Genomic DNA, 15,385 nt, shown 5'->3' on the forward strand with positions numbered 1-15,385 from the left:
GTTACTAGGGTTTAACAAAGCAACTTATGATTATTTAAGTGTAAGATAAAGAAGCAATTTATCTATAATTTTAAAATTTATGGAACATTAAAATCATTGGGATAGGGGGTGAAATTTATGGAGAGTTTTAAAAACTTAATAAAAGGAAATAAAAAAAGAGCTTTGGCAATTGCCGTGGCCACAGCCTTTGTAGTGACTAATCCTCTTGGTATGACAGGATGCAAAAAGAAGGTGCTTACAGAAGAAGAGGAAGAAGAGCAGCAACAACAAGGAGGAAGCACTGGAGGATATGGAGGTTCTTCAGGGGGGCATTACTATGGTAGAAGCTCTGGATGGTGGTTTTTTAGAAACAACACTAGATCCACAGGAGATACCAATATAGGCAGTGGGTCTTCAAAGAGTAGCAAAGGAAGTGGTTTCTCGGCTCCTTCTAAAGGTGGGTCAGGCTATTCAGGAGCTAAAGGAGGAAGTTCCTCTAGTTAGGAAGCTTAACTGAAATTACTTAATGGTAGATACTCATACTAAGAAAGTAATTTTTGTGGAAGTTAAAATCTACTTCCCAAGTTGTCAAAGAAAATGAATTTATTCGAAATGAGTTTGTTTAAAATGAACTTGTTCAAAATGAACTTGTTCATTACTAAAAGGAAAAGAGAAGTTATATGATAGACCAAAAAAAATTTACTGAAGAGGTATTATTTAATTATTATATGGTTAGCAACAATTCAGAAGAAAGTGTTCATTGTCAGATACCATTTTATATTGAAAAACAATGCTACGATGACATGGTTTATTACTCTGAGCAGGTTAATAAAATTGCCTTGAAGGTGTTAGCAGATATAAATAGTCATCATAAAAGCTTTATTTCTTATATTGATGATTTTCCTTTTAAGGAAGAAATTTTAAGTTTAAGTTGTGGAGTTTCACCTCTGTTTTGGACTAGGTTTGATACCTTTAGGGATGAAGACAATAGGGTGTTTTTTGCAGAGTTTAATTATGATAAGCCTTGTGCTCAAAAGGAAATAGGGCTTGCAGGAGCTGCTGATATTAAAAATAATGTAAATGAAAACTTTGAAGAAAATTTTGTAAGGGAACTTAAAAAAATAGCTGAAGACTTAAAGGGCACAGAGGAAAAAGTTAATGTGGCGGTACTTATGGACCCTTGCCACTATGAGGAGTTTCACTTAGCTTTTTATTTTAACAGCCTATTTAAAGATAGTAACATTAAAATAATTGAAGCAGGGCCTAAGAACTTTTCAGTAAGGGATAATAAAGTTTATGCCTTTGAGGAAATAGAAGCCCACATTATTTTAAGACTTTTTCCTACAGAATACCTTTATGAAGTAAATGACTTTGAGAAAATTCTTCAGTGTTTTGAAAAGGGAACTGTGATTTTAATAAATGACCCTAGAGTTATTGCTATTCAGGCAAAGAGTTTTTTTGCTTATCTTTGGGAGCTGGTGGAGGGAGATTCCCCCTGGTTATCTAAAGAAGAAAAGGAAATCATGCGAAAGTCCATACCATATACAGTTATATTTACAAAAGATTATTATGAGGAAGTAATAAACAATAAGGACAAATATGTAGTTAAGGCTTCCTTTGGAAGATACAGTGGAGAAGTTTATATTGGGAAATTATATACTGTGGAGCAGTGGAAAAAGCAAGTTCAAGAAGTATTAAAGTCTGATAAGCTACATATTCTTCAGCAGGTAATCCACATAAAACAAGAGTACACCTATTATGTGGATGAAAATAACATGAATGTGCCAATCAAGGCCTATGGAAATTTTGGGGCTTATATCATTAATGAGACTTTGGCAGGACTATGTGTTAGATGGAGCTCAGATTTCTTAACAGATAACAGTAGCACTTGGATGTGCCCCATTGGAATTAAACCTTCTAGGACCCATATGGAGTACTATAAGGGGAATAATAGAAAGCCTCTATGGGATAAGGTTATTGAAAGAGCTACCTTTGAATATAACTTCACAGGAGCTTATGATAATACTGAGGAGTATATATCATTAGATAACTTTATTTTAGAAAAGGCTGTCTATGAAGAGCTTCAACAGGCATCTATTAAGTTTTGCAAGGTTTTAGATAAAACTTCAAAGCTTATAAAGGGAAACTTTCACATGTTTTTTGAACTTCTTGGTATCCGTGAAGGCTTAAAGGAAGTGGTTTTAAACTCAGAAACAGAGGAGTTTTGTGCCATAGGAAGAATAGACTTTGCCATTGATAATGATGGAAGACTTAAAATCTTTGAATTTAACTCTGAAACCCCAGCAGGTCTTGTGGAGAGCATAGGAATCAGCAACATAATAAAAGAGGAACTAAAGCTTTCTTACAAAGACCCAAACTCTAACTTTAAAGAGGATATTAAAAATATTCTTAGTAAAATTTTAGGGGACTTTTCTAAGAAAAAGCCTATTAAAAATATTGGATTTTTAAGCAGTAGCTATTATGAAGATTTATATACTACAAATATTGTAAGTGAGTTTTGTAAGGAACTAGGAGAATATAAGGTTATAACAGGAAATATATATGATTTAGAAGTTAAGGGTGAGAAGTTATATCTTTATGGAACCCCTTTGGATGCAATTTATAGATACTTTCCTTTAGATTGGTTTGAAGAGGAAGAGGAGTTAAAACCTTGCATTAAGGCTTTAAATAAAAACACCTTTGTAATAAATCCAACACATACTCTTATAACTCAATCCAAGGCAATGTTTGCTGTGATTTATGAGCTAATGGGAAAAGGTTTTTACACACCAGAGGAAGAAGAGTTTATAGTTAGATATATCCCCTACACTTGTCTAGAACCTAATGAAAACCTTTCAAGGGATTGCGTAGTTAAACCTTACCTAGCTAGAGAGGGAAAGGGAGTAATTTTAAGCTATGAAGGCATTGAAAAGACCATAGAAGATATAATTTTTCAAGATAGGGTAAATATTTCACCTGTGGAGATTAATAAATATTCTTACCTAAAGAAGGAGAAGGCCTATGGATTTCCTGTGGTAGGGGTTTATGTTACAGGGATGAAGCCTTCAGGAATATATACAAGAATTGGGCACTTTGTAACTAATTCCTCAGCTAAGTTTATGGCAACTTATATGAATGAATAAAGTAATTAATGACCAACTGTTATGTAAGAACGTTATGTCATAAGAGTAGTTTGGAACGAACTAAATGTGATTCTAATAATCGAGAGGGGGAAATATTTTGGGTGCATTTATACTTGTATTAATTTTTGCTGGAGTATTATTGTACATTAATATAGTTTCTACAATGAAAAAAGTTAGGAAAGAACAGGGGACAGAACGTAATACTTTATTTGGGTGTATTTTAGTGGCATTGATTTTATTCTTACTTTGCTTGCTATGAGATTGATTTTCATGATATAAGGAGTCCAATATAATGTTGAGTATGCTCGTTATAAAGTACGGCGCACTTTTCATAAATTACGAACAACAGCAGTAGAGCATAAAGAAAAGCTATTTATATATAAATATTAATTATTTTAGGAGGTATAAATCATGGAAGGTTTATTAAATGGGATAGTTTTAAGTGTAGTTTACGGTATTTTAGGAATGGTATTACTAATTGGGGGCTATGTATTATTTGATGTAATATTAAAATCCATAGACTTCAATGAAGAGCTAAAAAATAAGAACGTAGCTGTAGCTATAGTTATTGCTGGATTTATGATAGCAATAGGAATTATTATTGCAAGTGTAGTATCTTAAGAAAATAGCACTACTTTATTATCAGTTATAGCAAAGTAAATTAAGAAGAGCTGAAGAACCAGGTTTACGTTAACACGTATAATGGAGCTTCAGCTTTTTAGTTATAGAAAAATGTGAAATATATCTTAAGTATTAAGATGAAGACACAGAGAAGGACTGTGGTTCAAAGTACTAAAGGGGTTCTATAATTATTACAAAGATGGTATAATTTTACTATGGGTAAAGGTGGAATTTAAGCTTATATGTAAATTATTAAAAGTTACTCTTGGGGACTATTGCCTAATAATTTTAGAGTTACACTTGAAAGTCTATAGTTGTAATTAGGAGGTTAAGCACTTTGTTTGGGGAACACAGCTTAGCTTAATAATTGATTAGATGGTAAATGTAGCATTTAATATTTTAGGCTTGCTAAGGAAAGCAGCTTAGCATAATAAGTAGATAGATTACCTTGAGATTACAAGCAGTATTAAATGGGGGGATATTATATGGGGGAAGACAAGTTTAGGAAAAACAAAGAAGCGAAGAAAAGAAGTACTTTTACTAATTTAAAATTCCTAATCTCAAAAGCATGGACTACTGATAAATCCTTATTTTGGGACTTTGGTTGCTATACATTGATGACTGCAGTAGCACCTTTTATAGGAATTTTTATACCTAAGTTTTTAATTGATGAATTAATGGGGTCTAAAAGAACAGAAGTTTTAATTTTAATCCTTGGAGGATTTTTTCTTTTATCAGCTATTATAAATTACCTAACAGCATACTTTTATGGAGCTTACTATCCTAAGGTGATAGTAACAAGGTTTAAGTTTATTAATATGATGCAGGAAAAATGTATGAATATGGACTTTAGGCATACAGAAAATCCTGAAACCTTAAATCATATGGAGAGTGCAGAGAGAGCAATTAGCAGTAGTGGCACAGGAATTGAGGGGATTTACCATAAGCTCTTTGGATTATTAGGGGCTGGAGTTTCCTTTTTAGGCTATGTGGCAATTGTTGCCGTGCTAAATCCCTTGGTACTTTTATATTTAATTTTTAATGTTTTAGTAACTTACTTTTTAACCTTAAAGGTTAAGACTTTTGAACATAGTAAAAAGGATGAGATTTCGGACAAGGATAGAAGAGCTGAGTACATTTATAAAACCATGTATGATTTTTCTTATGGGAAGGATATAAGAATATACAAGCTAGGGGCATGGTTTTCAAGGAAATTTCAACATTTTAAGAATGAAGGAGTAGAAATTCAAAGAAAGATTAAGTACAAGTATTTTAAAGTAGGAGTAGTAGAGGTGCTACTACTTCTACTCCGTGAAGGAATAATTTATGGATATTTAATTTATAGAGTTGTAAGAGGTGATATGACCATTGGAGATTTCACCATGTATTTTGCTACCATTAGTGGCTTTGCTATGTGGATGCAGAAGGTGATGGCAGATTTAGCTTTTATCAGGTCACAAAATTTATATCTTAATGATTTCCGTGACTTCTTAGAATTAGATGATGAAAAAGAAAATCCAAACCCTGTGGAAATTCCTAAAAATAACTCTTATGAAATAGAGTTTAGAAATGTTTCCTTTAAGTATCCACACAGTGATAGATATATCTACAAAAATCTTAGTTTTACTATAAAGGCAGGACAAAGACTTGCTATTGTAGGGGTAAACGGAGCTGGGAAGACTACTTTTGTAAAGCTTCTAACAAGGCTTTATGACCCTACTGAGGGAGAGATACTTATAAATGGAATTAATATTAAAGAGTTTAATAAAAAGGAGTACAATAGGCTGTTTTCAGTTGTATTTCAAGAAATAAGGATGTTTGCATTCTCTGTGGCTGAAAATATAGCTCTAACTACAAAGGATAACCTTGATGAAGAAAGGGTTATGGAGGCCATAGAAAAAGCAGGGATGGGGGACAAGGTTAGAAGTCTTAAAAAGGGAATTCACACCACTTTATTAAAGTTTCTTGATACTGAGGGAGTGGAGCTTTCAGGGGGAGAAAATCAAAAGTTGGCCCTAGCTAGAGCTATTTACAAAGATGGAGATATTATAGTTTTAGATGAGCCTACCGCAGCCCTTGATGCTTTAGCGGAATATAACATTTATAAGGGTTTTAATGATTTAGTTGGAGAAAAAACTGCAATTTATATTTCTCATAGGCTTGCTAGCACTCGCTTTTGTGATGTGATTGCCTTCTTTGAGGATGGAGAAGTAAAAGAGTATGGTACCCACGAGGAGCTTTTAGCTAAGAGTGGAAGGTATGCAGAAATGTTTAATATTCAAGCTCATTATTATCAAGAAGAAGCTGAACAGGAGGTGGTTTAAGTGGAAGATGCAAAGGGATTAAAAGGGGATTTTAAAATAGCTGTTCACTTTTTAAGAATCGCTTCAAAGATATCAAAAGCCTATATTCCACTTTTGTTTCTATCCTCAATTTTAAAAGCCATAGCTCCTTTTATTAATATCATCATGCCAAAGTTTATAATAGATGAGCTAATGGGGCAGCAAAGAATAGATAAGTTTATTCTTTTAGTTACTATAATTGTAGCAACTAATGGAGTAATGAATTTGATTAATAAGTGGTTAGATACTGTGGTTGAAATAAAAAATATTGAAGTAGTAAATGGCTTTGAACTCCATCTCGGGAAAAGAATTATGGACATGGACTTTGAAAAAATTGAAGATCCACAGGTGCTGGATTTAAAGGATAGGGCCTTATTTCCAATAAGAAATCAAGGCGTTTTAGAGCGGATGATAAGAAGTGTTATAGATGCAGTATCTCAAGTTATCACAATAATAGGTCTAGTGGCGGTAATATCCACCCTAAATATCTTAATAATTCTTGTTATTGTAGGCATAGTTTTCTTAAACTCCTTTATATATAAAAAATCTCAACAAGTTCAATATAAGTTTTATCAAGAGTTGACACCCTTAAATAGACAGTTTATGTATTATGGTGAACTAACCTTAGATTTCTCCATGGCAAAGGATATTAGAATTTATGATATAAGCCCTCTCATCATGGACAAGATAGATGATTACAATAAAGTAAGCATTGGAGGCTTTGGAAAGTTATTTGGAACCATAGGAAAGTTTGAGGGGTTAAATTCCATAAGTGTGCAGGTGCAGATGGTAGTGGTTTATGCCTACATGACCTATAAGGTCTTGAGAAATCACATTGGTATTGGAAGTTTTACTATGTATGTAAGTGCTGCTACTAGTTTTAGCAATGCTATAGCCGGCTTTTTAAAAACATATGTTGAATTTAGAGCTATGTGTAGATACTTAGATTTATATTTAGAGCTAGAAGCAATAAAATCTTCAAAGCCTGTAGGTGGAAGAACCATCGAGGATTTAGAGCATTGCACAGTGGAATTTAAAGGTGTTTCTTTTAAATATCCAAGAAGTCAGGAGTATACTCTTAAAAATATATCTATGAACATAAATAAAGGAGAAAAACTTTCAGTAGTTGGACTTAATGGGGCGGGAAAAACTACCTTCATTAAGCTGTTAGCCAGATTATATGAGCCTACGGAAGGTGAAATTCTTCTTAATGGAGTAAATGTGAAGGAATATGATTATGAGGAATACATGAAGCTTTTATCTGTGGTTTTCCAAGACTTTAAGCTTATGGCTTTCTCTGTAAAGGAAAATATAGCCTTAGAGCATCATGAGGAAATTGAAGATAATAGAGTTTTAGGAGCTCTTTGCAAAGCAGGGCTTGAGGAAGATATAGAAAAGTTTCCTTTAGGAATAAAAACTTCAATTTATAAAACCTTTGATGAAAAGGGAATAGAATTCTCAGGAGGGCAAGCTCAAAAGATTGCTATAGCTAGGGCAATCTTTAAGGATGCACCTATAGTAATTTTAGATGAACCAACAGCAGCCCTTGACCCTCTTGCAGAGTTTGAAATTTATAGTAAATTCAATGAGCTTATAGGGTATAAAACTACCATATATATTTCTCACAGGCTATCTAGTTGTAAGTTCTGTGATAGAATTGCGGTGTTTCATAAGGGAGAGCTTATCCAAGTAGGAACCCATGAGGAGCTTATAAACCAAAGTGGAAGCCAGTATGAACTTATGTATTCTGCTCAAGCTCAATATTATGTGTAGGAAAATTATAATAAGGTCCATGAGCATTAATAAATAAGATGAGTAAGCTTAAGAAGAAGTTAATTATATTGGGGGTGCGGTTATGATATGTCCATATTGCAACCAAGAAATGAAGGAAGGTATTATTGAAGCAGATGGAAGGAAGAGCGTAATTTGGGTGGAAAAAGATAAGGAAAGAGGACTAATTTCTAAAATAATGAAAAGAGATTGCATAGTTTTAGCTCAAGCATGGATAGTTAACAGTGCAATTATCTCTTATTATTGTTATAACTGTGAGAAGATAATCATTAACAGAAAGGAGTTACATTAATTATGGGGAAATTACAATTTAACATGAAAGCTAAGCTGTCAATAATTATTATAGGGTTAATTTTGCTTTCGTCACTAACACTTATGTCTATAGCAAGAAAAGACCCAGGGGAGAAAAATTTAATTAAGTTCATTAATAGTCATTATACTGTTACTAGTGAAGACATAGATAGATTTAATAAATATCAAGAACAGGGAATTACTGAAGAATATTTGGAGCAGTTCGATAAAGAAGCTGAGGACATGAAAGGCCTTTTTACAAAAGGAGGTTTTAATTTTTATACTCAGGAGAGAATGCGTTTTGCTACCACTATAAAACCAGCCTCAATGGATACTCTTGTTCAGGTAAAAAATATTAAACCTAAATTTATAAAGATACAAGACGACGGTATACTAAGCTATGATGTTACTTTTACTATAGTTACAAAGAATAGAAAAGAAAACGAAGAGTTTGAGAAAACCATTACTAAGAGATTCTTTCTGTCAAAGGAAGGTAATCAGTGGAAAGTTAACGAATTTAACAAGTTTGATATGATTATGTAATTTGGATTTAAATTTAGAATTGAGCTAATAGATACTGGCGAATATAAGGTAGAAGCCCCTGCTAGAATAATTAAAACTAGCAGGGGCTTTATTTTGGCTTTCAAAGTAAAAGTATAGTTTAATTCTACAAAAATATAAGGAACTGACATAGATTAATATACAAGTTAAAAGTTCACTTATATATTATAGGGAACCAGAGTTAAAACTTACCTTATACATGAGTCCTACCCTGGTTCCCTTAAGGCTTTTTGAACCTGAATAAATTAAACTTTCACTAAGAAAGCCTATAATTAAACTAAACCACTTGGAATATGTAAAACTTTAAGTAGTAAGATTCATCACTGTTCCAAAGAATTGGATGGTCTGGTGACTGAGTTTTAAATTCTACTTGTCTTAAGGAAACTCTTGCGTCCCTTGCAGCATCTGCAATGGTCTCCTTGAATAAATCTGGATTCATAAAGTGAGAGCAAGAACAAGTTATAAAGTACCCACCTCTTTTAACTAGCTTCATTCCTCTAAGATTAATTTCTTTGTATCCTCTTGTAGCGCTTTGTACTGTAGAGCGAGATTTTGTGAAGGCTGGTGGGTCAAGAATAACCACATCAAACTCTTTGCCTTCCTTTGACCATTCTCTAAGTACATCAAAGGCATTGTGACACTCAAATTTTACTGTATCTTGAAGTCCATTAAGCTCTGCATTTTTTCTGCAAAAATCCACTGCATGTTCAGAAATATCTACGCCAAGGACAGCTTTTGCTCCAGCAACCCCGGCATTTAGTGCAAAGGAACCAGTGTGAGTAAAGCAATCTAGAACAGTAGCATCCTTACAAAGTTTGTGAATAGCTGCTCTGTTTTCCTTTTGATCAAGGAAGAATCCTGTCTTTTGGCCATTTTCGATATCTACATAATATTTAACTCCATTTTCAGCGATTGTAACCATGGTATCAAAAGGCTCTGTTAAGAATCCTTTTGATTGTTCCATACCCTCAAGTTCTCTAACTTTAGCATCACTTCTCTCATAAACACCCTTAGCGCCAAAGTCCTCTACAAGAAGCTTAACTACTATATCTTTGTATTTATCTATTCCAAGAGCTAGAGATTGAATAACATAGTAGTCTTCGAATTTATCAATGATAAGACCGGGAACAAAGTCTGCTTCTCCAAATAGAAATCTACAGCTAGAAGTATCCACTACCTTTTTCCTATACTCCCAAGCTGCGTGAAGTCTTTTTCTAAAAAAATCTTCATCTATTTCTTCATTGATATCTCTAGTCATGATTCTTATAGTAATCTTAGAAACATCATTTATGTAACCTTTTCCTATGAAATCTCCTCTAAAGTTATAAACTTCAACTATATCACCATTCTGGTATTCACCGTCATACTGCTCTATTTCTGTAGTATAAATCCAAAGATGTCCGTTCTCTGCATTTTTTCCTTTTCCTTTGTATAAATAAAATTTACATGCCATTGTAGCGCCTCCTGAATATATATGAAATACCTGTTAGTATTTTTAACTATTTTGACTTATTCTAGTATAATGATATGAAGGTTATATTGCAAATAAAATTTTTTGGCATAGGATCTTTAAAGTTTTATCAGTAAAACAGAGTTTTTGTTTCTTAAAGTAAAAAAAGCCTAGAAAAGGCTTTTTAACTAGGATTCATACTTGCAATAGTTTCTTTTACTGCGTCTTCATTAACGCTTGCGGCTTTTCCTATAGTGCCGCCAAGAAGTTTCCAAACTTTATTATGATCCTCAACAGCGGTACTAAAGTCCCCGCCATTCCACTTGTTTAAAATTGCTAAAAGTTCTTCCTTATGAGAGGAAGCGCAATTATTAATAGCACTAATAAGCCCAGTTATTTTGTCTTTAGTAATTTTCTCTTTTCCCCATATTTGACCATCTACAGGTACTATTAAAGTGTTAGCCATGGAATGCATAGCATTAAGAATTTCCTCTTCGCTTTTAAGCGCTGACATGCTTTGGGATTCAGTAGAAGACTCTACAGGTGGCTCTGAACTTTGCTGTTCTGTAGTTTTAGTTTCTGCTTTTTTATTTTCGATAATACCTAAAAGGTCATTGGAACCAAAATCATAAGCCTTCCAAATAAGCAATCCCCCAAGTATTACCACCAAAAAACCAATAATTAAATTTCTTGTATTCTTACTCATAAAATTCTCCCCTCAGAAGTTAGACTAAATATATTGAAAAATCCATTTGAATTATGGATAAAAATTACATTAGCAACAAGAAACCCATAGATTTATACTAGAAAAATGGAGTATTAATAATATTATTACATGTTGGTAATAGTTTTACAATATTTGTAAGGAAAAATGTTGTAAAATTCTATAGATTTAACAAATAAACTTATATAAAGGTATTTCAGTTGTAATAAGCAATAAGTTTAATTGCTTTCGTAATTAGAGATATAAATTTATTAAATACACTAGAAAAAGTAAATTGATTTTACCTCAAATTAAAAAAGTATGTTACAATATATGTAGCAAATAGGAAAATTAGTAATAAAATTTGAAAAATTTTCTCATTATTGAATAGTATAAGTAAGTGGGGTTGGGTTCATTGATAAAACAAAGATATCTGGGCTTAATAGTATTAGGAATTTTTACTTTATATTATATAATTGCAGGAATATTAGGTTACGGAGTGTTACATTTAATAAATATAGCCTTTGTTATGTATTGTAATATAATGGGTTTTATCTTTATTTATAAGGTTATTAAAAAAAATGGTACCATATTGACTAAGGGAGTCATTACTATAGCAATAGCACTTATACTATGTTTTGGAGATTTTATTGTTTGGTGGGGAACTTACTATGAGCATTACGAAGTGGTTAACAATAAAATATTAATCATTGAAGTGGTTCCTGTTGGGTGGCATCATACTCGTGTAAAATTGTATAGACCAAAGTTTTTAGTTTACAAGGAGCCACTAGAAGTTAAAGAAGAAATGCTTAAGGGTTCATGTGATGTATATAAATTAGGCTACTATAAACTACCTAGAGATATTGGCGATTATTTAAAATAGTAGGATTAATAATTTTAATGGGGGATGGGGAATCATGGGTTTTATTATGAATGTTATAGTCATTGCAATACCTATTTATGTATTTTATCTTTTTATAAAGTTTACGGTAAAGCGTGCTATAAAAGAAAGCTCAGATGAGCTAAAGAAAATGATGAGAGAGGTTGCCAATGAAACCATAGAGCAATATGAGTGGAAGAAGCATAATGAAGAGAAGAAAAGTGAAAGTGAAAAAGCTTAAAAAGGTTAAACTAAAGCACACTATGTTCTCAATGTAAACATAGTGCAAGTGATGTGAGTATGTAATGTTACTTACGGATGAATTGGAGTGATAAAATGAACTGGATTGAAGAAATAAAAAACTATAAACCCTATACTGAACAAGAAGAAAGAGATAGGGAAATAATTTTAGAAACAATAGATAGATTTAAAAATATACTAACTAGAGAAAATGGGCTTGCCCACATTACAAGTTCTTCCTTTGTACTAAATAAAAGTCGGGATAAAGTCCTCATGATATATCACAATATATACGATTCTTGGGCATGGACAGGTGGTCATGCCGATGGAGAGGAAGACTTGTTAGGGGTTGCTTTAAAAGAGACAAAGGAAGAAACGGGAATTAAAAGTGTGGAACCAATAGTTAAGGATATTTTTTCTTTAGATATTATGCCAGTGCTAGGTCATATGAAAAAAGGGAAATATGTGTCTGCTCACCTGCACTTAAATGTTACTTATTTGCTTCAAGGAGATGAATCTGAAGCTTTAGCAATCAAAGAGGATGAAAATAGTGGAGTTAAATGGATTCCTCTTGAGGAAATTAGCAGTCATTGCAGTGAGCCTTATGTGGAAGAAATCTATAATAAGATAATTAGAAAGATGAGAAGCGAACTATAATAAAATATTGTTAACTAGTATTTATACGAAAGTAGAAATAAAGTAAATAAAAAAGGTATATAATTAAATTAGAGGGTATACTTACTGAGAAAGGGGGAATTTATTATGAGAGATATATTACCTAACATTATACTTATGTTGCTTGGGGTAGCTATTATTTTGATAGAAACTATTTTTGAGTTTGATGGTACTTTAGGGTGGCTTACCATACTTGTAGGTCTTATATTTATAGGTGCAGGTGTTCTGTACAAATCTAAGAATCCATTAAAACAGCTGCTTGAAATGATTTTAAATCTTTTTTAACTAAGTAGTTGAAATTAACAAAATAGTATGATAATATTTATTTAATGCTACTATAAAATAGTTTTTGAAGGGAGAAAGACATGTATAATTTGTTTTTAACTAAATAACCTAATTGAATATGGGAGTTTAGAGGATAAATATGTAAAATAATTTCCAAGGAAATTATTTGTATTTTTGTTGTCTTTTAAACTTGGTATTAGTTAAGAACAATAGTAAAGTCTGAATAACCTTTAGTTTACTGTGTGTTGTCACAGTTTTTTTATGCACTTTTTTAGGCTGTTAGTGGACTATGTTCATTGACAGCCTTTTTGCGTAGATTTTTAGGCGAGTTCTTAACTATAGGGAGCCTAATCTAAGACTTAATCTATAGGTGGAGTCTACAATGGTTTCCGCAAGACTTTCTTAAGGTTAATAAAATAAGCTTTTATCATGAAAGCCTATAAAATCTTAATTTTTAATGAATAATGGAGCGTGATATATATGACAGTACTATTTAGTTGCAGTAAGGTTAAAAAAGAGTTTGGAGAAAATACTATTTTAAAAGATATAAATTTTGAAGTTGTGGAAGGGGATAGAGTAGCTATAGTTGGAATAAATGGAGCAGGAAAAACCACTATGGCTAATATTATATATGGAACTTTAAACATGGATGGAGGAAGTATTCTTTGGTATAAGAAGGATATAGAAATTGGATATTTACATCAACAGGGTAATTATTCCCATAAAGCCTTTCAGGGGAGACCACAAGATAAAAAGACTAAAAATGAGGGGATTAAAGAACAACAAAATGAGTCCTTAGAAGGCAAAGTAAATGCCAGCAAAAGTCAATGTAGCAAAGTAGACTATTTAGAATTTGCTTATAAGGGCCATGAAGACACTAAGAAGGAAAATTTCAGCTATAAGGGTGACGAAATAAATTTCAAAGAAGATTTCTATCAAATATCCAGTGAACTTGGAATGGAAAAGGTAAGTCAGTGGGAAGAAGAAAGACTTTCTAATTTAAGCGGTGGAGAGAAAATGAAGATTGCCCTAGCTAATATTTGGGCCTTGAATCCGGACTTTCTTATTCTTGATGAGCCTACTAACCATTTAGATTATAGAGGAGTTCAGTGGCTTATTCAGGAGCTTAAAAAGTATAGAGGAACCATTTTAATCATATCTCATGATAGATACTTTCTTGATGAGAGCGTAAATAAGATAATTGAAGTAAAGGATGGAAAAGTAGAAATCTATAAGGGAAACTACAGTTTTTATAGAGAAGAAAAGCAGAGAAGATATGAAAGTCAGCTTCATCAGTATCAAATCCAAGAAAGTACGAAGGAGGCAATTAGGGAAGAAATTGATAGATTAAGCAATTGGTCAGATAAGGCTCATAGAGATTCTAGAAAAAAAGAACAATTAGGAATTGGAAAGAAAGAGTATTTTAGAAAGAAGGCTAAGAAAAAAGATAAGCAGATAAAATCCAAAATTAAAAGATTAGAGAAAATAGATGTAACTGGAATTGATAAACCTAAGGAAGATAAGAAAATCAACTTTGGCTTTCAAGAGGCTAGTCTAAAGGGGAGAAGAATAATAGAAGGTAAGTCCATGGAAAAAGCTTATGGAAATAGACAGCTTTTTAGCCACAGTTCTTTTTATGTGAAAAGAGGAGAAAAGGTAGGTATTTTTGGAGATAATGGCTGTGGAAAGACCACCTTTTTAAAGATTTTATTAGGAGAAGAAACCTTAGATAAGGGAGAGCTTTTTATAAGCTCCTCAGTAGGGAAAGGATATTTAAGTCAGGAGACTCTTGATGTAGATAAATCAATGAAGGTTATAGACTTATTCAACTTTATATCAAGAGAAGAGCAGGGCAAAATAAGGATCCTTTTAGCTAACATGGGCTTTGATGAAAAAATGATAAATAAGCCTATTGGAACTTTAAGTCTTGGAGAACTTACTAGAGTTCGAATGACAAAGCTTATTTTAAACAATGAGGAGTTGCTAATTCTAGATGAACCATTAAACCACTTAGATATTTATAGCAGAGAAAAGCTTGAAGAAGCACTATTAGATTACAATGGAACTATTCTTGTAGTATCCCATGATAGATACATGCTGCAAAATCTCTGTGATGTACTTTTAGTGTTTAAGGATAATAAAATAGTTAGAGTTAATGGAAGTGCTAAGGAGTATTTAGAAGGATTAGATAAAGCTGCAAAAGGTAACTCAGAAGTTGAGGAAAATAAAATAAGTAAGGAAAATCAAGAAGAAAACATCCTTAAAGAGAGGAAAATTAAAGAGAAAAAGCTTATTATTGAAAATGAGATAGCCTTTGTTTTGGGGGAGTTTTCTAAGTATGCATTTGGTTCTAAAGAGTATGAAGAATTAGATGAAAAATTTAAGGAACTTCTAGAACAACGAAAAAAGTTCAGCTGACTTTAA

Annotated in this window: 15 protein-coding genes; 13 read left to right on the plus strand and 2 right to left on the minus strand. The window is 32.5% G+C overall.

What is annotated here, in order from left to right; genetic code table 11:
- The first annotated feature begins 117 nt into the window (after positions 1-117).
- The 8 genes from B3040_RS04920 (at position 118) to B3040_RS04955 (ending at position 8,710) form a co-directional block, all read left to right on the plus strand.
- A complete protein-coding gene (locus B3040_RS04920) occupies positions 118-483 on the plus strand; it encodes a hypothetical protein (RefSeq protein ID WP_291570790.1) in 366 nt (121 codons plus the stop codon).
- A 176-nt stretch (positions 484-659) separates the two neighbouring features.
- Positions 660-3,122, plus strand: a complete 2,463-nt coding sequence (locus B3040_RS04925) for a glutathionylspermidine synthase family protein (RefSeq protein ID WP_291570791.1) — start codon at positions 660-662, stop codon at positions 3,120-3,122.
- Between the two features lie 97 nt (positions 3,123-3,219).
- Entirely contained in the window at positions 3,220-3,381 is a 162-nt protein-coding gene (locus B3040_RS04930) for a hypothetical protein (RefSeq protein WP_291570792.1), read from the plus strand.
- A 152-nt stretch (positions 3,382-3,533) separates the two neighbouring features.
- On the plus strand, positions 3,534-3,743 hold the full coding sequence (locus B3040_RS04935) for a DUF350 domain-containing protein (RefSeq protein WP_017414861.1): 210 nt from the start codon (positions 3,534-3,536) through the stop codon (positions 3,741-3,743).
- A gap of 485 nt (positions 3,744-4,228) precedes the next feature.
- Positions 4,229-6,067: an ABC transporter ATP-binding protein gene (locus B3040_RS04940; RefSeq protein WP_291570793.1), complete on the plus strand. Its 1,839-nt coding sequence runs from the start codon at positions 4,229-4,231 to the stop codon at positions 6,065-6,067.
- Entirely contained in the window at positions 6,068-7,858 is a 1,791-nt protein-coding gene (locus tag B3040_RS04945; RefSeq protein WP_291570795.1) for an ABC transporter ATP-binding protein, read from the plus strand.
- Positions 7,859-7,940: 82 nt separating this feature from the next.
- Positions 7,941-8,168 (plus strand): PF20097 family protein, encoded by a 228-nt coding sequence (locus B3040_RS04950; protein WP_291570797.1) that lies wholly within the window; start codon positions 7,941-7,943, stop codon positions 8,166-8,168.
- 2 nt (positions 8,169-8,170) lie between these two features.
- A complete protein-coding gene (locus tag B3040_RS04955; protein ID WP_291570799.1) occupies positions 8,171-8,710 on the plus strand; it encodes a hypothetical protein in 540 nt (179 codons plus the stop codon).
- Positions 8,711-9,005: 295 nt separating this feature from the next.
- Here the strand turns inward: B3040_RS04955 and B3040_RS04960 are convergent, their stop codons facing one another.
- Both B3040_RS04960 and B3040_RS04965 read right to left on the minus strand, forming a co-directional pair.
- A complete protein-coding gene (locus tag B3040_RS04960; protein ID WP_291570800.1) occupies positions 9,006-10,181 on the minus strand; it encodes a class I SAM-dependent rRNA methyltransferase in 1,176 nt (391 codons plus the stop codon).
- A 181-nt stretch (positions 10,182-10,362) separates the two neighbouring features.
- Positions 10,363-10,884 (minus strand): DUF6241 domain-containing protein, encoded by a 522-nt coding sequence (locus B3040_RS04965; protein WP_291570803.1) that lies wholly within the window; start codon positions 10,882-10,884, stop codon positions 10,363-10,365.
- Between the two features lie 412 nt (positions 10,885-11,296).
- Between B3040_RS04965 and B3040_RS04970 the strand changes: the two genes are divergently transcribed.
- The 5 genes from B3040_RS04970 to abc-f all read left to right on the plus strand — a co-directional run bounded on the left by B3040_RS04970 (position 11,297) and on the right by abc-f (position 15,379).
- A complete protein-coding gene (locus tag B3040_RS04970; RefSeq protein ID WP_291570804.1) occupies positions 11,297-11,764 on the plus strand; it encodes a hypothetical protein in 468 nt (155 codons plus the stop codon).
- Between the two features lie 34 nt (positions 11,765-11,798).
- Positions 11,799-12,002 carry a hypothetical protein gene (locus B3040_RS04975; RefSeq protein WP_291570807.1) on the plus strand — a complete coding sequence of 68 codons (204 nt, stop codon included), beginning with the start codon at positions 11,799-11,801 and terminating at the stop codon, positions 12,000-12,002.
- Between the two features lie 95 nt (positions 12,003-12,097).
- On the plus strand, positions 12,098-12,658 hold the full coding sequence (locus tag B3040_RS04980; protein ID WP_291570809.1) for an NUDIX hydrolase: 561 nt from the start codon (positions 12,098-12,100) through the stop codon (positions 12,656-12,658).
- A gap of 105 nt (positions 12,659-12,763) precedes the next feature.
- Complete coding sequence (locus B3040_RS04985) at positions 12,764-12,961, plus strand: hypothetical protein (RefSeq protein ID WP_291570811.1); 198 nt, start codon at positions 12,764-12,766, stop codon at positions 12,959-12,961.
- Between the two features lie 480 nt (positions 12,962-13,441).
- A complete protein-coding gene (gene abc-f / locus B3040_RS04990; RefSeq protein ID WP_291570812.1) occupies positions 13,442-15,379 on the plus strand; it encodes a ribosomal protection-like ABC-F family protein in 1,938 nt (645 codons plus the stop codon).
- Positions 15,380-15,385: the final 6 nt, after the last annotated feature.

This window comes from Clostridium sp. UBA4548 (assembly GCF_002387895.1).
In the GTDB taxonomy this organism is placed as follows: Bacteria; Bacillota; Clostridia; order Clostridiales; family Clostridiaceae; genus Clostridium_J.

Excerpts from the sequence above, each read along its gene's own strand:
- B3040_RS04965 (WP_291570803.1), bottom strand. The coding sequence starts at position 10,884 with ATGAGTAAGAATACAAGAAATTTAATTATTGGTTTTTTGGTGGTAATA.
- abc-f (WP_291570812.1), top strand. The coding sequence starts at position 13,442 with ATGACAGTACTATTTAGTTGCAGTAAGGTTAAAAAAGAGTTTGGAGAA.
- B3040_RS04950 (WP_291570797.1), top strand. The coding sequence starts at position 7,941 with ATGATATGTCCATATTGCAACCAAGAAATGAAGGAAGGTATTATTGAA.
- B3040_RS04940 (WP_291570793.1), top strand. The coding sequence starts at position 4,229 with ATGGGGGAAGACAAGTTTAGGAAAAACAAAGAAGCGAAGAAAAGAAGT.
- B3040_RS04920 (WP_291570790.1), top strand. The coding sequence starts at position 118 with ATGGAGAGTTTTAAAAACTTAATAAAAGGAAATAAAAAAAGAGCTTTG.
- B3040_RS04985 (WP_291570811.1), top strand. The coding sequence starts at position 12,764 with ATGAGAGATATATTACCTAACATTATACTTATGTTGCTTGGGGTAGCT.
- B3040_RS04960 (WP_291570800.1), bottom strand. The coding sequence starts at position 10,181 with ATGGCATGTAAATTTTATTTATACAAAGGAAAAGGAAAAAATGCAGAG.
- B3040_RS04980 (WP_291570809.1), top strand. The coding sequence starts at position 12,098 with ATGAACTGGATTGAAGAAATAAAAAACTATAAACCCTATACTGAACAA.
- B3040_RS04975 (WP_291570807.1), top strand. The coding sequence starts at position 11,799 with ATGGGTTTTATTATGAATGTTATAGTCATTGCAATACCTATTTATGTA.
- B3040_RS04925 (WP_291570791.1), top strand. The coding sequence starts at position 660 with ATGATAGACCAAAAAAAATTTACTGAAGAGGTATTATTTAATTATTAT.
- B3040_RS04935 (WP_017414861.1), top strand. The coding sequence starts at position 3,534 with ATGGAAGGTTTATTAAATGGGATAGTTTTAAGTGTAGTTTACGGTATT.
- B3040_RS04955 (WP_291570799.1), top strand. The coding sequence starts at position 8,171 with ATGGGGAAATTACAATTTAACATGAAAGCTAAGCTGTCAATAATTATT.